This window comes from Nitrospira defluvii (assembly GCF_905220995.1).
GTDB classification, from domain to species: domain Bacteria; phylum Nitrospirota; class Nitrospiria; order Nitrospirales; family Nitrospiraceae; genus Nitrospira_A; species Nitrospira_A defluvii_C.
Genome location: NZ_CAJNBJ010000001.1, coordinates 48,366 through 74,125, shown reverse-complemented (window position 1 = coordinate 74,125; position 25,760 = coordinate 48,366). Strand labels below are relative to the sequence as shown.

Sequence of the window (25,760 nt, the reverse complement as noted above, 5' to 3'; positions counted from 1 at the left end):
ATGCGAGAGGCAGGCCGCTGAAGACACTGAATTGTGTCGATCAGTGAGTGAAGAGACTCAGGCTTTCACACACGTGCAGTTAGTATACACGGAACAGGAGGAAAAAGTCGTGAGATTTTTATACCCCTGTCCCGGGATTTTTTTGCACGAGCGGCGATCGGAGCCGGGACCGCGTACTGTTGCTGCGTCGGGGAGGACGGCCGCTCGGTCGTTTCCGGCGTGAGATTGTTTGACTCTGTTTGGACTGCCCCTCTACAATGCGCCCCACTATGAATGATCGATTTCTCAAAGCGTGCCGGCGCGAACCGGTTGATTGTACGCCGGTCTGGTTCATGCGCCAGGCAGGTCGGTACATGATCGAGTATCGACGCCTCCGGGAAAAATACTCCATTCTTGAATTGTGTAAGACGCCGGAATTGGCGGCGCAGGTCACCATGCAGCCCATCGACCGGTTTGACCTTGATGCGGCCATTATCTTTGCCGACATTTTGCTGCCGCTTGAGCCGATGGGGCTGTCTCTGGAATTTGCCGAAGGTGAAGGGCCGATCATTCACAATCCGGTTCGAGATCGCGCCGCTGTGGACCGACTCAAGGTCATGGATGACGGCGGCCTGCAATACGTGATGGATGCCATCAGCCTCACCCGCACGATGTTGGCCGGCCGGGTGCCGCTGATCGGCTTTGCCGGTGCTCCGTTCACGCTGGCGAGTTACGCCATCGAGGGAGGCAGCTCTCGCAACTACATCCATACGAAGCAGATGATGTATGGTGAGCCGGAAGTCTGGCACCGCCTGATGGATACGTTCGCACGGGTGATCACCGGCTATCTCCGTCGGCAAATCAAAGCCGGCGCTCAGGCCGTGCAGTTGTTCGATAGTTGGGTGGGCTGCCTGTCGGCCGGGGACTATGCCGAATATGTCATGCCGCATGTCCAATTGATTTTCGACGGCCTCAAGCATGAAGGGGTGCCGCTCATTCATTTCGGCACGGGGACGACGGCCATCCTCAAGTCAATGCGACAGGCGGGCGGCGATGTGATCGGCATTGATTGGCGTATCCCTCTTGATGAGGCCTGGGCCATGGTGGGGCACGATCGTGCGGTGCAAGGAAACCTGGACCCGGTAGCCCTGTTTGCGCCGATACCTGAAATCGAGCGACGAGTGGCGGACATTCTCCGGCGGGCGGGAGGCCGTCCGGGGCACATTTTCAATCTTGGACATGGGATCCTCCCCAATACGCCCGTGGAGCATGTCGCGGCCACGATCGATCTCGTCCATCGGTTAAGCAAAACATAACCAGACGTAGGGCTGGAGCTCAGCGTGCCTGCATCCCAACCACCAATCGCGCTTCTTCTTATGGCCATGGGTGGGCCCGATTGTTTGGAGAACGTCGAGCCGTATCTCATGGATGTCCGGGGTGGGCGACCGACCTCTTCCGAATTGGTGGAGGAAATCCGAACCCGCTACCGGATGACCGGTGGACGATCTCCTGTGTTGGGGATCACACGCGAGGTTGCCGCAGCCCTGGAGGGGCGGCTGAATGACTCAGGCGACAGGCAGTATCGATGTTACGTCGGGTTGCGGCATTGGCATCCCTTTATCAAGGAAGCCTACGCCGAGTTGTTGAAGGACTGCCCGGAGCGGATTGTCGGGCTCTGCATGGCGCCGCAATACTCCTCGCTCAGCATCGGGGCCTACGTGAAGAAGGTGGAAGACGCGCGGGCCGCGCTGGCCGATGAGACCCCGATCAGTTTCGTCACGAGTTGGCATCGTCATCCGTTGCTGATTGCCGCGATCGCCGACAATATCCAGCGGACCCTGGACCGATTTCCGCGGGACGTGCGCGGACAGGTGCCGGTGTTGATGACGGCTCATAGTTTGCCGGAGCGTGTGGTCGCCATGAAGGATCCCTATCCCGAGGAAGTCCGCGGCACCGCCCAGGCGGTCATTGCGCAGCTCGGCGGGCAACCGACACGCTTCGCCTATCAAAGCCAGGGGCGTTCCGGGGAGACCTGGTTGGGGCCGTCGGTCGAGGAGACGGTGGAGGCCTTGGCACACGAAGGGCACCGGCATGTACTGGTGGCGCCGATCGGTTTTCTCTGTGACCATGTGGAAACGTTGTACGACATTGATATCGAGCTCACCCAGTTGGCCCGGGCCAAAGGCATGCAACTGGAACGGATACCCATGCTGAACGCCTCGGCTCCACTGATCGACATCCTGACGTCGGTGGTGGAGGCACACGAGTCCTCGCTGGTTCATTAGGCGGATGTTGAAAAAGGCTCGCAGCATCGTTCTCGCTTCGCTCCGAGGTTCGACGTATCCAGCCACGTACGACTCACCTCGTCGCTTGCTGCGGCCGCGCTGCGAGACCTTTTTGAACACCCTGCGCGAAGCATTCGTTAATTGTCCTGACGCTCGAACGATTCAGCGAGTGTCCCAGCATTGTTCCACTCCCTTGTAGCGGCACCACCTGTGGCGCGCACTCCTAAGTCAGTCATCATTGTCGGTGGAGGCATCTCTGGTCTCTCCACGGCGTTTGCCCTGCTTGAACAGGCCGCGTCCGCCGACCTGCCGCTTTCCTGCACCATCCTTGATGCGGCGCCGGTCTGGGGCGGCAAGATCGTGACCCATCGAGTCGGACGGTGGGTGATGGAGGCAGGGCCTGACTCGTTTCTGTCCCAGAAGCCTTGGGGGATGGAGCTCTGTCGACGACTGGGGATCGCCGATCAGCTGATCAACACCAACCCGGTGGAGAAGAAGGCGAGTGTCCTCAGGGGCGGGCAGTTGCATGAATTGCCGGAAGGGCTGGTGACCTTTACCCCGTCGCAGTTGGGGCCGTTTTTTCGCAGCGGGCTCTTGTCTTGGATGGATCTGGCCCGCATGGGCTGCGATGTGCTGATTCCGCCGCGACGATCGACGGACGACGAGTCGCTGGCAGCCTTCTTTCGTCGCCGGTTCGGGCGGCATGCGTGCGAGCGGGTGATGGAGCCCTTGATGGCCGGTATCTATGCCGGCGATGCCGAGCAGATGAGCCTCCGTGCGACTTTTCCTCGATTCTACGAATTGGAACAGAGCCATGGCAGCGTGATCCGTGGCATGATGGCGGCTCGCCGGGCCCGTGTACAGACCGCCTCCGACGGTCGCCCCCGGCACACGATGTTTGTGACGCTGAAGAACGGCTTGGCCGACCTGGTGGCGGGGATGACGGCACGGATTCAGCAGACCGGCGGCGTGCTGAAGTCCGGGGTCCAGGCCGAGGCGTTGCGGGTCCGGTCGCATCAGGCCGGCCGCTGGATGTACGATGTGATCTGCTCTGATGGAACCGCGTTGTCGGCGGAGGCGTTGGTGTTGGCGACGCCGGCCTACGTCAGTGCGGATCTCGTTCGGCCCCTCAGTCCCCTGGCGGCCGGATTGATGGAGACCATTCCGTACGCGTCGACGGCAACGATTTCTCTGATTTATCCGGCTGCGGTGGTCGGACGCAGCTTGCAAGGGTTTGGCTTTGTCGTCCCACGGGTCGAGGGGCGTGATTTGATTGCCGCGACGTGGACCTCGATCAAGTGGCCCCACCGTGCGCCCCCGGACGAGGTCTCTGTGCGTTGTTATCTCGGCGGTGTCGGACGGGAGGCGATCTTAGAGCGGGACGACGAGGCGTTGGTGCGCTGCGTGCGAGACGAATTGGCGTCGATTGTCGGACTCCACGCGACCCCGCAGTACGTGGAGGTGAACCGGTGGCATCGAGCGATGCCGCAGTATACGATCGGGCACCTCGACCGACTGACTCAGTTGGAGGCGGCGGTGTCTCGATTCGGCGGGTTAACGATCACGGGCGCCGGGTATCGGGGCGTGGGCTTGCCTGATTGCATCAGGGACGGGACAGAGACGGCAGCCCGGACGCTTCGCTATCTGCAGTCGACTGTGACCAACAGGTCGGAATTATGATGAGTGAGACGAGAGAGGACATGCGGACATGCTCAACGACCAGTTAGTGATCTCCAATGTGGCCGGCCCGTTTCGTGAGCCGAGGGAGCCGGTGTTTTCGTATGACTATTCCATTCAACGGGCCACCTGGGCGGCGACCCATGCCGTTCGTGTCAAGATCGCCCTGGCCGAAGAATTGGACTATGTGAAGACCAAGCTTCTCGGCGCGGTCACCGGCAGTCCGGGACAACAGCTGATGCTGAACAAGTTGCTCTCGCGCAAGATCGGGGATCAGAAGCTGCGGATTGCCGAGGCCGAAGGCTGGTTGAAGGACCGCGCCGATGTCTTGGTCCCGCCCTTCACGGGTCCGCTCGCCCATCACTTTCCGCAGCTCGATGCCTGGGTTCAAACCGAGCAGGAGGCTCTGCGGGCCGAGATCAAACAGACGATCGGCCTCGGGGCCTAATTCCTCCTCGTCCTTGCGACTGCCGTACGGTATCCCCCACGCACAGAATCTGTGGATAAGCATGTGTATATCCCTGGTCGACCCGCCCAAGGCCCTTAGCAGAACGGTCCTTCAGCAGCCTGCACAAGTTTTAGGCATTGGGGTAAGCATGCAGGAGACCACAATAGGCTGTAGAAGATGAAAACCCCTAGGTGCATCTTTGCCGATCCTCATGCGGCTGGGGATAGCGAAGGCTTTCCTGGAGCGGGTTTTCGGCTGAGAAGCTAAAAAATGCGTCGATAGTGTTTGCTATGCACGCCGGATTCGTCGGCAAATCCGATGGCCCCGGTGTCGGGATTGCTCGTATCATTCAGGTCGATACGGTAGTGGCCGCGCACCTGTTCCATCGCTTCTTCGAACGGAATCGCCTGCGGGTAGAGGTTTCCCGGAGCATGGGCGCCGCGCGCCAAGGTTCCGACGACTTCCGGTGCGGCATACTTCGGATCTGAGAAGATGTAGAAGTCGGCGACGGCCTGGTCGCCGAGTTTGTGGCCGGGGCTGGTGGCCGGGAGCATGGTCGGGAGACTCTGATCCAACCGGGCTTCCTTGAATCGTTTCAACAGGCCGACGACTTGGCTGGTCGTGACCTGCGCCGGCACCACGATACTCACGGCATTAAATTCCGTCAACGTCGCGTGAACCTTGTACATCACCGGCGCCGCATCAGGATCTTCGATCACGACCTGCGAAATCTCCGGGCCGGTGGCTTGTTTCTGTTTGCCGCTGGGCACGGCGAGATTGATGAGGAGCCACATGATCAGAATGGCGCCGAAGATCACGATGAGCGGATGGAGCCCGGCGCGTTTGCCTTCTTCATATGGATTCTTGTCGGTGGTCATGAGGCGGTATCTGTCGGCGTGGTTGATGAGGTCAGCGTAGGCTTCGTCTCGGCCTGCCCCTGCGTTTCCAACTGCTTGGCGGCATTCCAGTAGGCATCCAGTTCTGCCAGGGTCAGGTCCTGCACAGCGCGCCCGCTCCGTGCGGCTTCCTGCTCAATGAACTGAAAACGGGTCGTGAAGCGATTCGTGGCCAGTCGCAAGGACTCCTCAGGGTTCACCTTGAGATGCCTCGCCACGTTGACCAGGGAGAACAGCAGGTCCCCCAGTTCGGCCGCCATGGCTGCTGTCGGTTCCACTTTGGGATCGGACGCCGTCTGAGCGGGAGTTGATGCCTCGAGGATAGCGTGGCGCAGCTCCCTGAGTTCTTCTTCCACTTTATCGAGGACGGCAGCCAGCCCCTGCGGGCTGTCCGGCCAGTCGAATCCCACCCGCGCCGCACGTACCTGGGTTTGGTAGGCACGCAGCAAGGCCGGCAGGGCTTTCGGAATGTCGTGCAAGACAGAGTTCGGTTTTCCGGCGTTTTTCCGCTCGGCCCGTTTGATGTCCTCCCATCGATGCACCACTTGATCGGAGTTGAGAGCCGGGGCTTCGGCCGCGCCGTCGCCGAACACGTGTGGATGGCGGCGCACCAACTTGTCGGCAAGTTGTTCGAGCACGTCTTCCATGGTGAAGGTGCCTGCTTCCGTGCCGATCTGACTGTGAAACAAGACCTGAAGCAACACGTCTCCCAGTTCTTCCTTGAGTTTGGGAAAATCGCGCCGATCAATGGTGTCGAGCGCTTCGTAGGTTTCCTCGATCAAGTAGGGTTTGAGGGATTCATGGGTTTGTTTCCGGTCCCAGGGGCACCCTCCGGGCGCCCGGAGGCGGGCCATGATGCGAACAACGTCATCGAAACGTGCAGACATGCAGATTCCCTTCGTGGCGCCACTCTAACCGAGTTTGATCCGGCCTTCAACGGGGCCTGCTGCCTTGCGCGCCTTCGAGGCCTATGGTAGGGTACGCGCCTGCATTGCCGGTCATGTCATCGGAGGAAGAGTATGGGGGAAGAGCAGGAACAGGGGTTCGTCATCCGTGATCGCCGCGGACGAGGGGAGGAAGCGCCTCAGGCAGCAGCGGCCCCCAAGTCTCCCACCCCCGAAGCCGCGCCGGCCGAGGCTCATCATGCTGATGCACATGGGTATGCCGGACACCTGCCGGTTAACTTTTCGTCCTTCGTGATTTCCATGGGAAGTTCGGCGTTGATGCTGATGGGAGAACAACTGGACCCCCAGCAACCGTCGATGCCGTTGAACCTTCCGCAGGCCAAGGAAATCATCGATCTCCTGTCGATGTTGGAAGAGAAGACGCGCGGCAACCTCACGTCGGACGAGCAGGTGGTCATGAAGGACATGCTCTACGCCTTGAGGATGAAATTCGTCAGCCTGACTTCCGGGAAACCATCGATCCATACCCCGTAACCTGTGGCCGATTCCTGTGGGCGCGTCTGGGTCCCGGCCGTCTGTCCTTCCGCTGGTTCCGCCCCTCCCTGCATACGTGTCTCTGGCGCCGAGCCCTGTTCTGCGCGACCGACCGGTCTGGTTCGATTTTTGAGACTCTCCAAGGAATTCGTTATAGTGAGACAGGCCCGCACAGGTCGGGACTAAGCCGGAGTAGCCGCGATGCCTGAGTCGACGGACATGACCAAGCTCCTCCCCCCGGGGGTGCTGCGCGAACAAGAGTCGTCCACACCCGCATCGCTTGAACACGAGCGGCGCAAACGCCATGTCCGACCCGTGTGGATCGTCCTGATTCTGCTGCTCCCCTGCCTCGCGCTCACCTTCTATTATGCGCAAATGGCCGTTCCGCTCGGGGAGGAGTCGGACTCGTTCCTGCCCAGCACCGGCTATGCCTTTGTGTTGCTGCTGGTCAATCTTGATCTGATCGGCTTCGTCGTCCTGACGTTGCTCCTCTCGCGCAACCTCATCAAAGCCTATTTCGAACGCCGGCATCGCCTCGTGGGGTCCGGGTTTCGGGCGAAGTTAGTGGCGGCCTTCATCGGCTTTTCGTTGATTCCGACGGTGCTGCTGGCGCTGGTCGCCAGTGGATTGGTCAATAAAGCGGTTGATGTCTGGTTTAACGACCAGATCGAACACGTGATGAAGGACTCCTATGAGGTTGCGCGCATGCACCATGCCGGGCATGTGTCCCTGGCCATCAACAGTGCTCGCGCCATCAGTCATGAAATTTTTCGGGAAGAGTTGTTATTGCCGGAGCAGCGCGATCTGCTGGTCGCGGCGATCGCCAGAAAACGCGCGGAATATGCCACGGCCGGGATCGAGGTGTTCTCTTCCAAAATGGAGACCCTGACGAAAGCCTTGGATCCCGAGGTGCCGGTGACGGTGCTTGACCTGCCGATCGGCCAGCTGGTGTTGCAGGTGATCAACGGCAAGCAAGAATTGACGTCGGTGCAAGAAGCGCAGACCGGTCGGCTGGTGAGGGCCGGTGTGCCGATCGCGTCCAGTGTGCGCCGGGGAGAGATCGACGGTGTGGTGGTGGTGGATGCCTATGTGCCGGAATCGCTGCTCGGCAAGATGGAGAGCATCGGCCGGCAATACGCCGAGTACAAGCAGATGAAGGCGATGAAGAACCCCATCAAGGCCGGCGCCTATCTGTTGGTCGCGGTCATCACCGTGATGATTTTGTTCAGCGCCACCTGGTTCGGCTTCTACGTCGCGCGGGGTATTACGGTGCCGATTCAACGATTGGCCGAGGCGACTGAAGCCATTGCGCAGGGGGATTTGTCGGTGCGCATCGAGGCGAAGGCGACGGACGAAATCGGCACCCTAGTCGAATCCTTCAACCGCATGACGGCCGACTTGCAAAGCAGTAAGAGCAAGGTGGAAGAAGCGAACGTGTCGCTCCGCCAATCCAATCTCGAACTGGATCGACGGCGCGCCTATATCGAGACGGTCGTCGATACCATTGCCGCGGGGGTGTTATCCATCGACCGGCAGGGGATCATCACCACCTTCAACCCCTCGGCGGAGCGCATGTTGGGCTTATGGGCCGACCGGTTTCGCGGGCGGTCCGCCAACGAGGTGTTCAAGGAGTACAAGCTCGATCTGTTTCAATCCGTGTACGACCGCATGCTGGCCGACCAGCGGGACAACATTGCCTTGGAAGGGCAGTTGGATTTGCAGGGACGGTTCCTGACCATGGGCGTGCATTGCTCGCGGATGCGGGACGAGTCGAACAAGGATCTCGGGTTCGTCGTGATTTTCGAAGACCTGTCGGAGTTAATCAAGGCGCAGAAGGCGGCGGCCTGGCGGGAAGTCGCGCAACGGATCGCCCATGAGATCAAGAACCCATTGACGCCGATTCAGCTTTCGGCCCAGCGGCTGCGGAAGAAATTCCAGGACAAGGCGCCCGACTTCGACCGGATCTGCGATGAGTCCACTCAGGTGATCATCAACGAGGTCGGCAGCCTCAAGCAGATGCTCGATGAGTTCTCAAAATTCGCGCGGATGCCGGCCCCGCACATGACGATGAACTCCCTCGACGATGTCGTGAAGGAAGTCGTGGCGTTGTATGAGAGCGCCCATCGGGAGATCGTGTGTGCGGTGTCGCTCGATCCCGATCTGCCGCCATTCAATTTCGACCGTGAACAGATCAAACGGGTGTTCGTCAATCTGTGCGATAACGGCATCCATGCCATGAATCACAAGGGGCGATTGTGGATCACGACCCGGTACGATACGAAGCAACGCCGCGCCGTGGTCACCGTGGCCGATGAGGGGACCGGTATCGCCCAGGAGGATCAGGAAAAGCTGTTCGTGCCCTACTTCTCGCGGAAGAAAACGGGGACAGGCCTGGGGTTGGCGATCGTGCGCCGGATCGTGACGGACCACGACGGTCAGATTCACGCGGGGAATCATCAACCCAAGGGGGCCTTGTTTACGTTCGAGTTGCCGGTTTAACGGGAGCGTCTATGTCTGCCTCGATTCTCATTGTCGATGATGAAGTGTCCATCCTGAATTCCCTGAGCAGCATTTTGGAGGATGAAGGGTATGACGTGAGTGTGGCGAAGAGCGGCGTCGAAGCCCTCAAGTTGTGCGCAACAAGTCCGCCGGAGCTCATGATGCTCGACATCTGGATGCCCGAAATGGACGGGTTGGAGACCTTGCGGCGCTTGCGTGAACTGGTTCCGAACACTCAGGTCATGATGATGTCCGGACATGGCTCGATTGAGACGGCGGTCAAAGCGATTAAGCTGGGGGCCTACGACTACATTGAAAAACCGCTCTCACTCGAAAACGTGACCCTGCGGGTCAAGCACGCGTTGGACCAACATCGGCTCGAGCAGGAAAATCGCACCCTCCGCACCAAGGTGGAGCGGAAATTCGAACTGATCGGGCAGTCGCCTGCCATGCAGCAGCTGAAACAGATCATTGCAACGGCCGGGCCGACCAACAGCCGGGTCTTGATCGGCGGGGAGAACGGCACCGGCAAGGAACTGGTGGCCAGGGCCATCCATCAACACAGCGGGCGGGCTACCCGACCGTTCGTGGCGGTGAACTGCGCGGCCATTCCCGAAACGTTGATCGAAAGTGAATTGTTCGGTCACGAACGAGGCGCCTTCAGCGGGGCGACCACCATGAAGCGCGGACAGTTCGAGCAGGCCGACGGCGGCACCCTGTTTCTCGACGAGATCGCGGACATGAGTGTGAGCACTCAGGCCAAGGTGTTGCGGGCGCTGCAGGAGCAGCAGTTCACGCGCGTGGGGGGGACCAAGCTGATCAAGGTGGATGTGCGCGTCCTGGCGGCCTCGAACAAAGATCTCTTGCAGGAGATCGACAAGGGGACGTTCCGCGAGGACTTGTTCTACCGGCTGAACGTGGTGCCGATCGTCGTGCCCACCTTGCGCGATCGCCGCGAAGATATTCCCTTGCTGGTAAAACATTTCCTGCGCGTGCATGCCGAAGAGCAGGGGCTGAAGCTGAAGCAGGTCTCCCCGGAAGCCATGGAGGTGTTCATGCACTATGAATGGCCGGGAAACATTCGCGAACTGCGCAACCTGATCGAGCGGCTGATGATCATGGTGCCGGGACCGGTGATCGAGGTGTCGCACGCGTCCGTTGCGTTGCAGGTGCGTCCTCAACTGTCCGCCGCGCAATCGGCCGGCGGGGCGCAACCGGTCAATACGTTGCTGACCAGGCCCTATGATTCGCTCCGTGACGCACGGAATGCGTTTGAAAAAGAGTTCATTGCGCGGAAGTTGCGCGAACATCACTGGAATATTTCCCGCACGGCGGAAGATCTCAAGATCGAACGCAGCCATCTGCATCGAAAGATTAAGTTGCTCGATGTGGAGATGCGCCCCGAGATGTAGGGGGGGCGAATGGGGTCCTGTAGCCTCCTGTGCTCGCAGAACGCGCACCTCTGAAGGTGCTCGTCCGATGCGCGCAGTAAGGAGGCTGCAGGACCCCATTCGATGACAGGGGAGTGAAGTTCATGAGTACGCCTTCGGTTCTTGCTCGCCTGCGGCCTTGTTGAATGACCAGTGTGAGCAGCCCCTGTAGTCGTGACGTGTAAGGGGCTCACGGAGAGAGTGAGCGCATGAGACTATTGTTGACCGGCTATCAGTCGGCTCGTTAAGATGCGGCCCCAATGACTACTTATCGTGATGCCGGAGTCGATATCGATGCCGGCGATGAATTCGTCGAACGGATCAAGCCGCATGTGCGCGCCACGTTTCGCCCTGAGGTGATGACCGATCTCGGCGGCTTCGGCGGCCTCTTCCGGTTTCAAGCCAATCGGTATCAGGATCCGGTGTTGGTGTCTGGGACGGATGGCGTCGGGACGAAACTCAAGATCGCCTTCCTCATGGATAAACACGACACGGTCGGCATCGACCTGGTCGCCATGTGCGTCAACGATATTGCCGTGAGCGGCGCGGAGCCGTTGTTCTTCCTCGACTACTTTGCCACCGGGAAACTGTCGATCGCGACGGCTGCGGCGGTGGTGAAGGGGATTTCAGACGGCTGTCGCCAGGCCGGTTGCGCATTGATCGGGGGCGAAACGGCCGAGATGCCCTCGTTTTACGGCGAAGGTGAATACGACCTGGCCGGTTTTGCCGTGGGCGTGGTGGACCGGCCGAAGATCATCGACGGAAAGCAGATTGCTCCGGGTGACGTGGTCATCGGATTGGCCTCGAGCGGCGTCCACAGCAACGGTTTTTCGCTCGTCAGGAAGGTCCTGCTGGAGCGAAGCCGGTTGACCGTCGAGACGGTCGTGCCGGAATTGGGCGGGGCGCTCGGCGAGACGTTGCTGACCCCCACGCGGATTTACGCCAAACAGGTGCTGTCGCTGATGGAGTGTTGTCCCATCAAGGGCATTGCCCACATCACCGGCGGAGGCATCACCGACAATCTGCCGCGGGTCTTTCCAGCGCGTTGTGGTGCGCGGATTCGCCGTGGGTCTTGGCCGGTGCTGCCAATTTTCGAGGCGATTCAATCTCGCGGGGCGGTGGCGGTGGACGAAATGTACCGCGTCTTCAACATGGGAATCGGCCTCATCCTGGTGGTGGCACCCGACCATGCCGACCGGGTAATGGCGAAGGCTCGCGAGTTGGGGGAACAGGCGCACCACATCGGAGAGATGGTCGCGCAGCAGACCGAGGAAGGGGTGGTCGACTATGTCGGGTAAGGCGCCTCGGCTGGTGCGGCTGGGTGTATTGGCGTCCGGACGGGGCTCCAATCTGCAGGCGATCATCGAGGCGATCGAGCAACGTGCACTCTCGGCCGAGATTGCGGTGGTGCTCAGCAACAAGCAAGAGGCCCTGGCGCTTGAGCGGGCTCGCAAACATGGCGCGCCGGCGGTCTGGCTCGATCCCAAGCCCTTCGCGGGGAGACCGGATAGTCGTGAGGCCTATGACCGGGCCGTGCACGAGGTTTTGCAGAAGCATGAAGTGGATCTGGTGCTGCTGGCCGGCTACATGAAAATCGTGACCGCCGTGCTGGTGTCTGCTTACGAAAACCGGATGATGAACATTCACCCGTCGCTGCTTCCTTCTTTTCCCGGACTGGATGTGCAAAAGAAAGCCATCGAGCACGGTTGCAAAATCGCCGGCTGCACCGTGCATTTCGTCACGGAAGGGGTGGATGAAGGGCCGATTATCATTCAGGCGGCCGTGCCGATTGCTGAAGGGGACACGGCGGAAACTCTCGCGGCTCGCATTCTGGAGCACGAGCACCGCATTTATCCGCGAGCGATCCAGCTCTATGCCGAGGGGCGGTTGCGCGTCGAGGGGAGGCGGGTGGTCGTGGCGGAGGCCGGCACTCCGGCGATCGGGTTCCACTATCCGTGATCGAGCGCTTCACAGATTCTTCACGACAACCTCATCCAGCAGGCGTGGTGAATTTCGATGCGTGCGTTAGGCGTCGCTGGTCGACGTTTTCCGCAGCCCGCTAAGCCGGATCATTCGGGACGGCGTGTCGTGAATAATGCGGGCTAGAGACTGACGTGCTGGTTGTGTATAATGCCGCCTGGTTGTGGGGGGCTAGCTCAGTTGGGAGAGCACTACGTTCGCAACGTAGGGGTCGGGGGTTCGACTCCCCTGCCCTCCACCAAACCAAACTTCGATCTAACCGGCGGCTCATGAAGAAAAGCCTCCTCTCCTGGTCACCGCCGAGCCAGCGCCCCTAGCGTGTCAGCGGGCTCCAGTTCCTACCCAGCACATGTGCGATTCTGCGCTTGGGGTGTGTGTGTGGAGGATAGATCCACTACTTCCAGCAAGATCCCAAGTAACTCCGCAAGTCTCGCAACTGTTCAGGCTGAACCGTTCGTCCTCGTCACCGTCCAATAGTCTGCGCCCGTGATCGTTCCTCCTGCTCTCTTCAGGCCGCACCATCCTGCATGTGCTCGACTCAGGCCGATCGGGCCTGTTGCCCGTTTTGTTGATGCCGGGTCGGTAGTGACGCAGATGTGGCGTACGCGATGGTCCCAGGATATGATTTCGTCACTGTGGGCACAGGAATGGGTCCTCGCATCATTTTCTGCAGGGCCCATCAATCACATCGTGGTTTGATATGGTCACAGGACATCGTCATCGAAGAGCCGTATACGTCTTGATGTTGCTCATGCCTATCACGCTTTCAATTGCTGTAGCAGCGACTCTCTCCTGCTTTGCCTACATGCAGGGAGGTGTTTCCGCCGTGTACACCACTTGGACAGAGAAGCCCTCGGTGAATGAAGGCTACCCCATCGCAGCCCTGGCGATTGGTGTACCGATTGGAATGGTGAGTGGCTATCAACTTTGGATCTGGCTTATCAAAACGGTTCACCTGTTCACCAAAGATGAACTTGCGAAGTACACGGCGATGGAAAGGAGGAAGTAACTTTCCCGACATGGTTGGATCAGGCAATGATTCCGCTATGATGGCAAGAATTCAAAAACGGTACTTCTTATTTCCCTTTCTTCTTCTGACGCTGTATTCCTGTCATCGAGCACCGCCTCTTCATCACTATGCCAGGGGTGGATCACTAGAACATGTGCAATTTATGGTGAATCAGGGGGACAACGTTAATGGAGTCGACGAGGACGGCCGCACCGCATTGATTTATGCGGCTCGGTATGGGCAAGAAGAAATCATAGAATATTTACTTAGCAATGGCGCTGATGTCAATCAACAGGCCCAGGACGGTGAGACTCCATTGATCGCAGCATCGTATGGATGCCATGCGAAGAGTGCCGAGATACTTCTGGCTCATCGAGCTGACTATAAAATGCTGTATCAGCATGGTCAGCATGGCTGGACAGCTCTCATGGTGGCAGTCTCGCAAGGATGCACTGACATCATCCAGCCCTTACTCGGAGCTGGTTCCGATCCCAACAAAGAGATTGCGGAAAGATATACCCCTTTGATCGTCGCTGTAGCCAAAGGTCACACTTCCATTGTGAGAACACTACTTGCTGCAGGAGCGGATGTGAATTACAAAGGCAAGAAAGGCATTGCTCCCCTCATCGTGGCATCGCACAAAGGGAACCTTGAAATTGTAAAAGTGTTACTCAATTCTGGAGCTGCAGTAGACTCACGAGTGATTGCTGGAGAGGACGAGGCTTTCAGGGCCGGTGAGACTGCACTGAAAGTTGCTCGGCGGAATCACCATTCGGATATTGAGCAGATTCTCATAGCAGCAGGGGCTACAGAATAGCCATTCTAGGCGGAGCCGCGACACGGTCTTTCTCCATGAGTTAAACGAAGGGGCTGAGGTGGACCAGGGTGTTCAATTCGGCAATGATTCTCGGCACCATTCTGGTACTGATTGGGATGGCACTCATGGATGTGCGGCGCACATTTCAAATCGTCATTCCTTCTCGAACTGTCGGGTGGTTGGGGCTCGCCGATACGATTGTTCTGCTGTTCGCAGAATAGCAAGTTTACTGCTGCCCACTCCGATCACTCTTCCTCGATCTTCACGTCTCTGCGTCGACGTCGCACTCTGTCTGCATCACCCCCCCCCTTTGTCGTGCTGACCTGACTCACTCCGCCTCTCCTCGCCGCAGCGCATCACTTCGCGACACATGTTCATCTTGCTCAAACTGCCGGCCTCGTCTCAAGCACTTTAACCCCTGAGCGGCCAAAGCCGGCGAGCGTGATATCTCACGATCTGTAGGATCTAGGGGTTTCACTAGTTTGCCTCAGGGGCAGGAAACAGATACCTCTAGAGACTCGTGTGGCCTGAAAGCCCTCCACAGTCCATTCACCGTAGCTCCAGCCTCACAGTAGGCAGATCGCCGTGGGGTCCGTCTTACGGCGAGCCTGATCCTCAGGCCGTCGGTGCGGTCATCGCACATGGGCATGACGAGCCGCCACCGGTGATGAAGAAGCGGTGTCTTCAATCATGAAGGAAGCGAAAGCCATGATGTATGAAGCAACGAAGTTGGCCGGGGCCAGAATTCTCGTCACCGGAGGTACGGGTTTTATCGGAAGCCATTTACTGACTCGTCTCTGCAAAGCGGGTGCTCATGTCCATGCGGTATCACGGGAGCGGCAGCCCGAGTCAAACCTCACCATACAGTGGTACCAGGGAGACCTGGCCGATTTGCCGATGGTGACGTCATTGCTGAAGGCCGTCAAGCCACATGTGATCTATCATCTCGCCGGGCATGTGGTGGGCACTCGAGAGGCGGAAGCCATCGTGCCGACCTTCCACTGTAACCTCGCGACCACGGTGAACCTGTTGACGGCTGCTGAACGCATCGGCTGCAACCGATTCATCGTATCCGGTTCTCTGGAAGAACCGTCTTCAGGCGCCGGCGATGTGGTGCCTAGTTCTCCCTATGCGGTCACAAAATGGGCCGGCAGTGCTTATGCCCGTATGTTCCATGCCTTGTACGGATTTCCCGCCGTCATCCTACGCGTATTTATGGTCTATGGCCCCGGACAACGCGATCTCAACAAGCTTATCCCCTACGTCATTGGATCGATATTGAAGGGAGACACGCCTAAGTTGACGAGCGGCCAACGGGCTATTGATTGGATCTATGTGGATGACGTCGTGGACGCGTTCCTTGCGGCGGCTCTTGCGGAGAATGTCGAAGGAAAAACGATCGACGTTGGATCCGGGAGAACCGAGACCGTGCGCGGGGTGGTGCACACCATCGCGCGGTTACTGGAACAGCACGAGGCGCCCATATTCGGGGCCAGACCGGATCGACCATTGGAGCACGTGCGGGTGGCCGATCCCCATACAGCTGAGAAATTCTTGCGGTGGACTCCACAGGTGTCGTTGCAGGAAGGCCTGAAGCGGACCATCGACTGGTATGAGCGCAACCTTGGCGCGTCAGCCGGTGACTACGCCGCTGCAGTCCACGATGAATACCGCACGGACGAGGCGGATGACACTTACGGTGATCCGTCCATCCCTGAACGCGGTCTCAACAGTCGCTGATACACGACTTGCCGTCAAGGACGGTCCCAGTCTGTGCCCTGGGAGGGTGTCGGTGCGGATATCGCGCCATCCATGCGCTTCTTGGCTGTAGCGTCTCTGCCCTGTCGACTTCCCAATAATACTGGCGTCCCCCCTGTCTACACTGAGCCAGCTTGTCGTGCTGACCCGATCCACAGACTGCCTTCTCACCGAAGCTTCATCCCTTCTTCGACGAATCTTCATCTTTCTCGCACTATCCTTTCTCCTGCTCCGAAGCTCGTCCGATGGAACGATTGGGGCTGCGGTCGGATGGGCATTCTGAGAAGGTCGGAACTGTCATCACGATACAGGTGGAGAAAACACATGAACATTGCGCAGATCGGTCCGTTTCATGAAGCCGTCACAGGGCACAGCGAAGGTCCGGAGGGACGAATGATCGCGTCGTTGACCGAGGAGTTGCTCCGTCTGGGCCATGACGTCACGGTGTTTGCCAGCGGGGATAGTCACACGGCCGGGAGATTGATTCCTGTCGCGCCGTTGGCCATGCGAGCTTATCCGATGCCAAAGCGGCACCTGGCCGATGCCTTGGCCATGTTGGCGCTGGAGAAGGCCTTTGCTATGACGCCCGCCTTCGACATGATCCATGTCCATGCCGGTTCGGCCGCCTTTCCGTTGATGCGCAGGAGTGCCATCCCCATCGTGGCCACGATCTACGGCCCGATTGATGCCCCGGAGGTGTTGCGCCTCCATCGGGAGTTCCGTGAGTTGGTGCTCATCGCCACCTCGACCGCGCAAGTGCAACAGGCTCCCGATCTGAACTGGCAGGCAGTCATTCCGCCGGTGTCTTCACCAGGAGAGGTGAACAATGATGATCTGTCTGCGCGCATCGCACAGGCCTATGAATCCGTCTATGAATGGAGGACGCTCCGTCGCCCTGCTGAGCGTCAAGACCGTGCCCTTGCACTCTGTCATGGCGTCTAGGCGCTGAACGTGCCCGAGGCGAAGTATTCTCACCTCTGCTCATCGAATCCGGCCATCATCTTGTACTAAGATAAGTCTGACGCGCGCGTTGCGACCGGTCCTTGGGGGCCCTCCTGCAGTGCGCGTGCTGTCTTAGGGGGGACCCGTATGCGTATTCTCTTGGTAGAAGATGATGCCGATCTGGCCCAATTTTTGAGAAAGGGGCTCAGGGAGGAGCGGTATGCGGTGGATGTGGCCGTCGACGGCGAGCAGGGACTCCACTTCGGCACGGTGAATCCCTACGACCTGTTCATCCTCGACATCATGCTGCCGCAGATCGACGGACTGACGCTCTGCCGCCGTCTGCGTGATGCCGGTGTCACGGCGCCGGTCTTTCTTCTCACTGCGCGCGATACGACCCAGGACAAAGTTTCGGGGCTGGACTTGGGAGCCGACGATTACCTGACGAAGCCCTTCGCGTTTGCGGAGCTGCTGGCGCGGGCACGGGCGTTGTTGCGTCGGGGAGGGCCGCAGCTGCAGGCGCGGCTCAAGGCGGCGGATTTGGAACTCGATCCCGCCACCCATCGGGTGTGGAGGAGAGGGACCGAAATCGCCCTCACCAACAAGGAATATGCCCTGTTGGATTTTTTGCTCAGGAACAAGAATCGAGTGCTGACGAGGACCGCCATCATCGAACATGTGTGGGACATCAGTTATGACCCGATGACGAATATCGTGGATGCGCATATCCGGGCGCTGCGGGCCAAAATCGACAGAGATTTTTCGCCGCCCCTGATCACCACGGTCCGCGGTGCCGGCTACATGTTGGAAGAACAGGAGCCCCAATCGTGAACTCGCTGGGACGACTGATTCGAAAAACGGCTTTAATGCTGGTCGGGGGACTGCTGCTCGCGTTTTCCCTGCTCATCTATATCGGCGGCGAGACGTTGATGAATCGTTATGTCGATCGGCGGCTATTGGAGTTGGCCGAGACGCTTGGCCGAATCATCGAGCAGCGTCCCGAGCTGATCCGCAATGCCGGGGGTGAACTCGTCGCCTTGGGCCAGAACGGACGGAGCCAGGAAGAACAGCATGAACTGCGGGAGGCCTCGCATACGGTGAGAGTTCTCTCGGTGGAGGGACAGTTGGTGTGGAAGGGGTCCGACGTCGTGCCTCGTCCCCCGGTAATCCCGACGTTGCTCGACCAGGTGGCGCGCGGCGAGACCGTCTTCGATCTGGTGCACTTGCAGGATGGCTCGCCCATTCGGCGCGTGTCCATTCCCGTCTCAAAAGGGGGCGAGATCCGGTACGTGCTGCAGGCGGAAGAATCCCTCCACTACGCCCAGGAGACTCTACGCGGACTCGCGATTCTACTGATGATCGGCTCAGGCGCCATCATGCTGATCGCCTGGGCCGGCAGCGTCTGGATCGCCAGGATGGTGTTGACGCCCATCGAGCAGCTCAGCCGTCGGGCCGAAACCATGTCGGAGGCTGATCTGGGGGAACGGCTCGTGCTGGATTCTCCGTTTCGCGAGTTCCATCGCTTGACTCACGCGTTCAATGCCATGATGGACCGGTTTCAGAAGAGCTGCCGGAGCCAGCGGCGATTCGTGGACTACGCCGCCCATGAAATGCAGACGCCCCTCACCGTCCTCCAGGGAAACCTGGAGGTGACGCTGCAGAAGGCGAGAACGACAGCCGAGTACCGCGATGCCCTCATCGGCAACTTGGAGCAGGTGGAAAAGCTGATCACGCTGGCCCGGTCGTTACTCACGTTGACCAAGGTCACGGGGGATCGTCCGCCCGTGCGCCTGGAGCCCTTATTGCTGCAGCCGCTGGTAGAAGACCTCCTCGCGGAACTTGCGCTGCTGGCCGAGGATCGACGGGTTACCCTCACCTGTGACGCGGCGGCGGTCCCGCCGATCTCGGGTGATGCGCAATGGCTGAAACAGGCCTTGATCAATTTACTCGATAACAGCCTTCGGTATACGCCGCCGGGCGGCAAGGTCATCGTGCGACTGCGGCATGTGGAGGGACGTGTCGAGATAGCTGTGAGGGATACGGGGCATGGCATCGAACCGGAGCATCTGCCCCATCTGTTTGAGCACTTCTACCGCACCGACAAGGCGCGGGCGCGGGATTCCGGCGGCACCGGACTCGGACTGGCCATCGTGAAGGGCATTGTGGAGGCGCACGGAGGAACGGTTGCGGTCGAGACGAAGGTGGGAATGGGGTCGGAATTTACGTTGCGATTGCCGATTCCGACCAGGGAGACGGTCGAAGTGTAGGGTGAATGCAGGAGGCCGGTGGCCCTAGGGGGTGTAAATGACGGTGACCTTCGCAAGGAAGTCGGTCAGGTGGGCCACTTCCGCGGCGATCGACACAGGATCCTGTGCGATGGCCGCCTGTTCAAGCCGGTCGCCGATCGTGCTGATCTGATCGAAGCCGTATCCCCCGCCGTCGCCTTTCATCCGATGGCCCAGCATGCGGATGGTGTTCAGGTCGCCCTGCTTCAGACAGGCTTCGATCGTCGCGAGATCCCGCCGGCGGTTGGCGAGGAATCCGGGGACGATGGCCTCGAGGTCCTGACTCACCTTGACAAGGATGGTGGACGGGCTGCGGTCAGGGCTAGGTGGCATCACTGGGCGCGTGTCTTTTCGTAGGCCGCGAGCAACTCGAGCAGCGTCGTTCGCTTGAGCGGCTTGGTCATGTGGGCGTTGCATCCCGCTTCGAAGATCCGGGCCGATTCCTCTTTCAGCGCCAGGGCGGTCAAGGCGACGATTTGGACTGCGGGTAGGCCCTGTTCCTGCTCCAAGCGCCGAATGGTCTTGGTAGCCGTCAGGCCGTCCATGACCGGCATCTGCATATCCATGAGGATCAGGTCATAGTGTCCGTTCTGGAACTTGGCGACACCGATCTGGCCATTATCGGCCAGATCGATCCGGTGCGTCGTGTTCTTCAGATACGACTGAATCAGCACCTGATTGTCGGGTGAATCCTCAACCAGCAGGATCCGCAAGGATCGCCCTTGTGATGCGACTGGAGGAGGTGCGCTCGATGGGGCGGCAGGCAAACCGCGCTTGCTTCGTCCCAAGGCAATGCTGATGGTTTGTTGAAGGTCGGACCGTCGGATGGGCTTGACGAGGTATCCGCCCAGGCCGAGGTCGTACGTCTTCGCGATATCATCGGCCCAGCGGTCTGAGGCCAGCATGATGATAGTCAGGTCCTGCAGCCGAGCATCCGCATGGATACGCTCGATGACTTCGAATCCGTCCATGCCGGGCATCCGACAGTCCAGGAGCAGCAGATCGAAACGTGTGTCCGCGTTCAATGCGGCCTCGAACGCCTCCATAGCCTGTTCGCCGCTGTCAGCTTCGACCACCTCCGCGCCCCAGGCAAAGAGGGTTTCCCGCAGGATCAAACGGTTCGTCGGGTAGTCATCCACAACGAGACAACGGACTCCGTTCAGATTCAACGCCCCCGCAGCCTTAGCCGGTGGAGGATCGGCCTGGACGCCGAGTTGCACGACGCAGTGGAACGTGCTGCCCTTGCCCAGGGTGCTCTCGACCCAAATACGACCGCCCATCAGCCCGGCCAACTGCTGCGAGATCGATAGTCCCAGCCCCGTGCCTCCGTACCGGCGGGCAATCGTGCTGTGCGCCTGGGTGAAAGTATCGAAGATGGCGGTGATTTTGTCCTGCGGAACTCCGATACCCGTGTCGGTGACGGAGAATCGGATGGCGCCCGGGGTACGTCGTTCGGGGTCGTTGGTAATGGTCATCACCACCGAGCCCTTCTCCGTGAATTTGATCGCGTTTCCGAGCAGGTTCAGCAGGATCTGGTACAGGCGGTTGGGGTCGCCGATGAGATGGCAGGGCACGTCGCCGGCGAGGTGACAGACGAGTTCCAGGCCCTTTTCGTTGGCCCGGAGCGCCAGCATTTCGCTCGCCTTGTCGATGAGTTCCGAAAGATCGAAGTCGATGCTATCCAGGTCGAGCCGGCCCGATTCGACTTTCGAAAGGTCCAGGATATCGTTGATCAAGCTCAAGAGGCTGGCCCCGGCCCGTCGAAAAATGCGGAGGTATTTGCGTTGCTCGGGCGTCAAGGTCGTATCCCACAACAGATCGGCCATGCCAATGATCGCGTTCATGGGCGTGCGGATTTCATGGCTCATGCTGGCCAGAAAGTCGCTCTTGGCGCGATTGGCGACATCGGCGGCGTCTTTCGCGCGTTGTAACTCTTCCACGCGGTGTTGCAATTCTTTGGACGCGCGCTCGAGCGCCCGTTCGGCGCGCCTTCGAGCGGCTTGCTCGCGTTGGAGTGCGGTCAGGGGGCGGGGAGTGGTGCGAAGGGTGCGTTTTGGTGTGGTGCCTGTCGTGCGTCTCGTTTGCGGGATGCGTTTGGCCATGTCGTCGTCCGCTCGCCTGCGGTCAATGATGGCGATCTCCCGTCGCGGCTGGGTGAGTCGTGGAGCGGCCGTCGCGACGTCGAGGCGTCATCAATCTTTATGGGTGTGATGCACGAGGGTCAGCACTCCGGCTTGTTTGGCCCGGTTGCGCCCTTCCTGTTTGGCTTGGTAGAGCGCCTGGTCGGCGGCTCGAATCAGGTCGGTCGGGGCGGCGACACGACTGGGCACCGTGCACGCGAATCCCAGGCTGATGGTCACGGGATCGCCGTTCGGATGTTTCATCTCCGCTTCACAGACCTTCCGCCTGAGTGTATCCGCAACCTGCGCCGCGCCGTCGACGGTGGTCCCCGGCAGGACGATCACGAACTCATCGCCGCCGTACCGCGCGACCAAGTCGCCAGGACGATTGACGTGGCTGGAAATCAGCTGTGCAACCTGGCGGAGGCATTCATCCCCGGCCTGGTGCCCGTGGCTGTCGTTGTAGGTCTTGAAGTAATCGATGTCCAGCATGATGAGCGAGAGCGGCGTGGATTCGCGCGCGGCACGCCGCCATTCCTGATCGAGGAAGTCGTCGAATTGCCGACGATTGGTGATACCGGTGAGCCCGTCAAGGCAAGACAGCCGCAACAGCATTTGGTTGGCTTCCTGCAATTGGCGCATGACCTCCAGCAGTTCCTGCTCCCGTGCCCGGCGTCGCTCGATTTCATGGACGAGCCGGAGCACGCAGCGGACGCGGGTCAGCAACTCGATCTTGCTGATGGGTTTGGCCACGTAGTCGATGGCACCGGCCGCGAAGGCCAGTTGCAGATCCACGGGATCGGTCTTGACGGTAACCATGATGATCGGGATGTCCCGATAGCGCTCCACCGCCTTGATCTGCCGGCAGGCCTCGATCCCGTTGGTGGAGGGCATGACGATATCCATCAGGATCAAATCCACCCGCCCGGCCATTTGCCGCATCCCGTCGAGGCCCAAGAGGCGAAAGGCGGCCGCAGCGGATTCCGCAACGAACGTTTCTTCGTACCCGGCATTGGCGAGGATGGATTGGATCAACAGACGATCGTCCGTCGAATCATCGACGATCAGGATACCCATGGTCAGTCCCCCTGAAAATGTGTCGTACGCCGATGCTAGCAGCTAGTCTGGGTAAACACCAGGGTAATGCTTTTTGATGCATGGGGTGCAGAGGCCGTGACTGAATTCGGCCTCGGAGTGTTGCTGGATATATTCTTCCAATTGCTGCCAGAAGCCCTGGTCGTTGCGAATTTTTTTGCAGGAGGCACAGATGGGCACGAGTCCCTTTAGGACTTTTACTTCGCGCAGGGCGCGGTGTAACTCGTCATTGCTGCGGCGGAGTTCCACCTCGCGGGCTTTGCGGCAATCCATCTCTTGTTTCAGCATGAGGGCGGAGTTGACCCGGGCAAGCAATTCCGTGCTGGTGACCGGCTTGGTAATGTAGTCCATGGCCCCGGCGGAAAACGCCGCTTGCAGGTCACCCATGGCGGTCTTGGCGGTGACCACGATGATCGGAATGTCCCGCAAGGTTTCCAGTCCCTTGATGTGCCGGGTGGCGGCCACGCCATCGATGCCCGGCATCAGAAAATCCATCAGGATCAAATCGACGGCATGGGGGTTGTGCTGCGGCTGGTCGATGCCGAGTTGGGCATAGGCCGAGGTCGCGGAGTCGGCGATGAGCAGGTCTTGATGGCCCGCCTTGTACAGAATGGTTTTGAGTAGGAGTTGCTGGTCCGGGGAGTCATCGACGATGAGAATGCTCATGGGGTGCCTCATCCGGCCGAGCTGGTGTCGGCTGCATTATGAATTCTGGCTCAGGCACGGGAGGGGATCACGGTCGCTGCCCGGGCCAGATTCAGTATCGGCCGAAAGGGCCCAGGGGTTAAGTGCCGTAAGGTGCTGACTACCGTTGAAGGGCGGCTTTGACCAGCTCGCTGACGACTTTGCCGTCGACGGCCTGGCCGGCGAGGCGGGCCATCACCGTTTTCATGACCGGCCCCATGTCTTTGAGGGAAGAGGCGCCGGACTCTGCCACCACCCCCCTGACGATCTGTGCGATGTCGTCGGTGGAGAGTGCGGCGGGGAGATAGCTCTCGATGATGGTAATTTCCTGCCGTTCCTTGGCGGCGAGGTCCTGACGGTTGCCCCTTTCAAACTGTTCGGCGGCTTCCTTGCGCTGCTTGATGAGCGTCGTCATGATCCGGCTCATGCCGGCGTCGTCGAGATCCTGCTTCAGTTCTACTTCTTTATATTGCACGGCAGCCTTGATCATCCGGATCACGTCGATGCGCAGCTGATCGCGCGACTTCATTGCCGATTTGAGATCTTCGCTGAGACGGTCGTGGAGTGACATCGAGTTCCTTTCCGCTTGGGGCATCGCTATGTCGTCGCGGAGGATAGCGCCTTTGGGAAAGGCAGTCAACGTGGTGCACGCCGTCTCGTTTTCATGTTGAGCGGCGCAGGGGACTATCCCATAATGCGCTGTACGTGGTGGAGGCAGCGAGTCTAGTCATTAAAAGGGGGGACGGAATGGATCAGAAACGGAGCAAGCTGTCTGCCTGGTCTCTGGGCGTCGTGATGGTCGGAGTTCTGGCTGTCGTGGTAGGTCTGCTGGCTGGTTGTGCGAGTGAAAAGCCCAAGCCGATGCCGCAACCGTCTTCAGAGCAGGTCAAGGGAGGTGCCGACCGTGCGTTCGATCGCCTGAAACAGGAAGAGGGAGAGCGCCGACCGGGGGGGATGTAGGGTCGAGCTCCGAACAGCTCGCCGTCTAGGGCACGACGCGCGGGTTTCTCCAAGGCAGCAGCGCCGTGAGCGGCTTCAGGAAAGGCAGTTCCCACAGCAGATGTCCCTGTGGCGGAGAGACAATGTTTCGAGGTTCGGCGAATGTTCGCAGCAGGCTCACGGCAATGACGAGTCGTAATCCCCCGGAAAGGCAGAACAGAAACGGCAGGTTCGATGCCGGCGTGAGGTGCCACCAGCCGAGTGAGAGTTCGGCCGGCATCAGGGTCGCAAGCCAACTGCCGGTCAGCGCGCCAAGCCCCCATCCCACCGCATTCATGGCATTGGCCAGCGCTACTCCCCTGGTGCGCTCTCCAGACCGCAACGAATCGAAGACGTAATTCTGCAGGCCCAGCGACAGCCCCGCCCAGATCACGCCGCCGAAAAAGTTCACGACCAGGAGAAAGAGATACTGTTCGCTCAGGAGGTAGCCCATGGGCAGAAAGGGCACTGCCGAGGCGGTCAGCGTCAGCAAGGCTTTGTTGCCGTAGCGATCGCCGATTCGGCCCCAGGGCCCAAGGGTGAGGAATTGGGCCGAGATACTACTCGCCATCCAGCCGGCGTATTGCAGGTAGGACCAGTGGAGGTCTCGCAGGAGATACATTACAAAAAACGGCCCGGATAACAACACGGCGAAATGCATCAGTCCGGAGAAGAGGAGAAAACGGCGAAAGTCGCCGCTGGCGGCATGGGAGAAAAAATGCCGGAATCCGTGCGGGGCCTCAAGCCTGTGCACCGGCATCAGCCGCGAGACGTGGGTCTGGCAGGTGGTGGCCCCCAGACGCGCCGCCGCGGCGCCGAGGAAAATGACGAGGAAGCCGATCCAGCTCAGGTCCCATCGTTGCCCAAGTGTCAGGATCGCCCCCGCCACCCCTAAGGCTAGAAAACTGGTGAGCGCCGTCGTCCGGGCTCGCCTGGCGAAATAGGCGCCGCGGCTCTCGGCTTCCGCCACGTCGACCAGCAGACTGTTCCAGATCGGAGTGGTCACATGGCCGAAGCCGAAGTAGAGCATGGCGCAGCCGATCAACAGCCATGCGCCTTGGTCAGGGGCGATCAGTGGCAGCAACAGGATGGGGAGCCAGCAAAAGGCCTGGGCGCGCCCTCCCGCAATGAGGAGACGGCTTGGTATGCGGAGATACTGCAGCAGCTTCACCGAGGCGAGTTGCGCCACCACGCCGACTAATTGAGGCAGGGCCGAGAGGATGGCGATCTGGAACGGGGAGGCGTGCAGGAGGAGCGCGAATGCCGAGAAATAGTTTTCCCCGCCGCCTTGCGCCGCGGCTTGACAGGCCGCATCGCGGATGCCGTATTGCCGGCTGCTGGCTTTGGCCTCATCCTCCGAGGTCTCCGTCTCGTCTGAAACGGTGAGCGGCTGAGAAAATGAAGACGGGAGGGAATCGGTTGTTGAATGATTCATGGGG

At 59.8% G+C, this 25,760-nt stretch carries 25 protein-coding genes and 1 tRNA gene; 18 read left to right on the top strand and 8 right to left on the bottom strand.

Annotated features, from left to right (window positions below; translation table 11 throughout):
• Window positions 1–269 precede the first annotated feature (269 nt).
• The 4 genes from hemE to KJA79_RS00405 all read left to right on the top strand — a co-directional run bounded on the left by hemE (window position 270) and on the right by KJA79_RS00405 (window position 4,389).
• On the top strand, window positions 270–1,295 hold the full coding sequence (hemE, locus tag KJA79_RS00420) for a uroporphyrinogen decarboxylase (protein ID WP_213040035.1): 1,026 nt from the start codon (window positions 270–272) through the stop codon (window positions 1,293–1,295).
• Window positions 1,296–1,319: 24 nt separating this feature from the next.
• The gene (hemH, locus tag KJA79_RS00415) at window positions 1,320–2,264 is read left to right on the top strand and encodes a ferrochelatase (RefSeq protein ID WP_246507313.1); all 945 of its coding nucleotides are present in this window, start codon (window positions 1,320–1,322) and stop codon (window positions 2,262–2,264) included.
• A 210-nt stretch (window positions 2,265–2,474) separates the two neighbouring features.
• Window positions 2,475–3,944, top strand: coding sequence for a protoporphyrinogen oxidase (gene hemG / locus KJA79_RS00410; protein WP_213040034.1), 1,470 nt, complete (start codon window positions 2,475–2,477; stop codon window positions 3,942–3,944).
• Window positions 3,945–3,972: 28 nt separating this feature from the next.
• Window positions 3,973–4,389 carry a hypothetical protein gene (locus tag KJA79_RS00405; RefSeq protein ID WP_213040033.1) on the top strand — a complete coding sequence of 139 codons (417 nt, stop codon included), beginning with the start codon at window positions 3,973–3,975 and terminating at the stop codon, window positions 4,387–4,389.
• A gap of 263 nt (window positions 4,390–4,652) precedes the next feature.
• Here KJA79_RS00405 and KJA79_RS00400 read toward each other — a convergent pair whose 3' ends face one another.
• A complete protein-coding gene (locus KJA79_RS00400; RefSeq protein WP_213040032.1) occupies window positions 4,653–5,267 on the bottom strand; it encodes a hypothetical protein in 615 nt (204 codons plus the stop codon).
• Window positions 5,264–6,172 carry a nucleoside triphosphate pyrophosphohydrolase gene (gene mazG, locus KJA79_RS00395; RefSeq protein WP_213040031.1) on the bottom strand — a complete coding sequence of 303 codons (909 nt, stop codon included), beginning with the start codon at window positions 6,170–6,172 and terminating at the stop codon, window positions 5,264–5,266. The genes KJA79_RS00400 and mazG overlap by 4 nt, the downstream gene beginning before the upstream one ends.
• 132 nt (window positions 6,173–6,304) lie before the next feature.
• On the opposite strand from mazG, the gene KJA79_RS00390 reads away from it, so the two are divergent.
• The 13 genes from KJA79_RS00390 (at window position 6,305) to KJA79_RS00330 (ending at window position 19,426) form a co-directional block, all read left to right on the top strand.
• Window positions 6,305–6,724 (top strand): DUF1844 domain-containing protein, encoded by a 420-nt coding sequence (locus tag KJA79_RS00390; RefSeq protein ID WP_213040030.1) that lies wholly within the window; start codon window positions 6,305–6,307, stop codon window positions 6,722–6,724.
• 201 nt (window positions 6,725–6,925) lie between these two features.
• The gene (locus tag KJA79_RS00385) at window positions 6,926–9,223 is read left to right on the top strand and encodes a sensor histidine kinase (RefSeq protein ID WP_213040029.1); all 2,298 of its coding nucleotides are present in this window, start codon (window positions 6,926–6,928) and stop codon (window positions 9,221–9,223) included.
• Between the two features lie 11 nt (window positions 9,224–9,234).
• Complete coding sequence (locus tag KJA79_RS00380; RefSeq protein WP_213040028.1) at window positions 9,235–10,635, top strand: sigma-54-dependent transcriptional regulator; 1,401 nt, start codon at window positions 9,235–9,237, stop codon at window positions 10,633–10,635.
• Between the two features lie 278 nt (window positions 10,636–10,913).
• Window positions 10,914–11,951: a phosphoribosylformylglycinamidine cyclo-ligase gene (gene purM, locus KJA79_RS00375; RefSeq protein ID WP_213040027.1), complete on the top strand. Its 1,038-nt coding sequence runs from the start codon at window positions 10,914–10,916 to the stop codon at window positions 11,949–11,951.
• On the top strand, window positions 11,941–12,612 hold the full coding sequence (gene purN, locus KJA79_RS00370) for a phosphoribosylglycinamide formyltransferase (RefSeq protein ID WP_246507312.1): 672 nt from the start codon (window positions 11,941–11,943) through the stop codon (window positions 12,610–12,612). Before purM ends, purN begins: the two co-directional genes overlap by 11 nt.
• A gap of 186 nt (window positions 12,613–12,798) precedes the next feature.
• Window positions 12,799–12,874, top strand: a tRNA-Ala gene (locus tag KJA79_RS00365).
• 510 nt (window positions 12,875–13,384) lie between these two features.
• Window positions 13,385–13,642: a hypothetical protein gene (locus tag KJA79_RS00360; RefSeq protein WP_213040026.1), complete on the top strand. Its 258-nt coding sequence runs from the start codon at window positions 13,385–13,387 to the stop codon at window positions 13,640–13,642.
• A gap of 10 nt (window positions 13,643–13,652) precedes the next feature.
• On the top strand, window positions 13,653–14,459 hold the full coding sequence (locus KJA79_RS00355; RefSeq protein WP_213040025.1) for an ankyrin repeat domain-containing protein: 807 nt from the start codon (window positions 13,653–13,655) through the stop codon (window positions 14,457–14,459).
• Between the two features lie 68 nt (window positions 14,460–14,527).
• The gene (locus tag KJA79_RS00350; protein ID WP_213040024.1) at window positions 14,528–14,680 is read left to right on the top strand and encodes a hypothetical protein; all 153 of its coding nucleotides are present in this window, start codon (window positions 14,528–14,530) and stop codon (window positions 14,678–14,680) included.
• A gap of 469 nt (window positions 14,681–15,149) precedes the next feature.
• Window positions 15,150–16,199: an NAD-dependent epimerase/dehydratase family protein gene (locus tag KJA79_RS00345; RefSeq protein ID WP_213040023.1), complete on the top strand. Its 1,050-nt coding sequence runs from the start codon at window positions 15,150–15,152 to the stop codon at window positions 16,197–16,199.
• 342 nt (window positions 16,200–16,541) lie between these two features.
• Window positions 16,542–17,159 (top strand): glycosyltransferase, encoded by a 618-nt coding sequence (locus tag KJA79_RS00340; RefSeq protein ID WP_213040022.1) that lies wholly within the window; start codon window positions 16,542–16,544, stop codon window positions 17,157–17,159.
• A 147-nt stretch (window positions 17,160–17,306) separates the two neighbouring features.
• Window positions 17,307–17,990 carry a response regulator gene (locus KJA79_RS00335; protein WP_213040021.1) on the top strand — a complete coding sequence of 228 codons (684 nt, stop codon included), beginning with the start codon at window positions 17,307–17,309 and terminating at the stop codon, window positions 17,988–17,990.
• Window positions 17,987–19,426, top strand: coding sequence for a sensor histidine kinase (locus KJA79_RS00330; RefSeq protein WP_213040020.1), 1,440 nt, complete (start codon window positions 17,987–17,989; stop codon window positions 19,424–19,426). Before KJA79_RS00335 ends, KJA79_RS00330 begins: the two co-directional genes overlap by 4 nt.
• A gap of 24 nt (window positions 19,427–19,450) precedes the next feature.
• Here KJA79_RS00330 and KJA79_RS00325 read toward each other — a convergent pair whose 3' ends face one another.
• From KJA79_RS00325 to KJA79_RS00305, 5 genes are all read right to left on the bottom strand, one after another.
• Complete coding sequence (locus tag KJA79_RS00325) at window positions 19,451–19,732, bottom strand: Hpt domain-containing protein (protein WP_213040019.1); 282 nt, start codon at window positions 19,730–19,732, stop codon at window positions 19,451–19,453.
• A gap of 44 nt (window positions 19,733–19,776) precedes the next feature.
• A complete protein-coding gene (locus KJA79_RS00320; RefSeq protein ID WP_213040018.1) occupies window positions 19,777–21,546 on the bottom strand; it encodes a response regulator in 1,770 nt (589 codons plus the stop codon).
• A gap of 90 nt (window positions 21,547–21,636) precedes the next feature.
• Window positions 21,637–22,641, bottom strand: coding sequence for a GGDEF domain-containing response regulator (locus tag KJA79_RS00315; protein WP_213040017.1), 1,005 nt, complete (start codon window positions 22,639–22,641; stop codon window positions 21,637–21,639).
• A 42-nt stretch (window positions 22,642–22,683) separates the two neighbouring features.
• The gene (locus KJA79_RS00310) at window positions 22,684–23,325 is read right to left on the bottom strand and encodes a response regulator (RefSeq protein ID WP_213040016.1); all 642 of its coding nucleotides are present in this window, start codon (window positions 23,323–23,325) and stop codon (window positions 22,684–22,686) included.
• Window positions 23,326–23,464: 139 nt separating this feature from the next.
• Complete coding sequence (locus tag KJA79_RS00305; protein ID WP_213040015.1) at window positions 23,465–23,914, bottom strand: GatB/YqeY domain-containing protein; 450 nt, start codon at window positions 23,912–23,914, stop codon at window positions 23,465–23,467.
• A gap of 176 nt (window positions 23,915–24,090) precedes the next feature.
• On the opposite strand from KJA79_RS00305, the gene KJA79_RS00300 reads away from it, so the two are divergent.
• Window positions 24,091–24,303, top strand: a complete 213-nt coding sequence (locus KJA79_RS00300; RefSeq protein WP_213040014.1) for a hypothetical protein — start codon at window positions 24,091–24,093, stop codon at window positions 24,301–24,303.
• 25 nt (window positions 24,304–24,328) lie between these two features.
• Here the strand turns inward: KJA79_RS00300 and KJA79_RS00295 are convergent, their stop codons facing one another.
• Entirely contained in the window at window positions 24,329–25,756 is a 1,428-nt protein-coding gene (locus tag KJA79_RS00295; RefSeq protein ID WP_213040013.1) for an MFS transporter, read from the bottom strand.
• Between the last annotated feature and the right edge of the window lie 4 nt (window positions 25,757–25,760).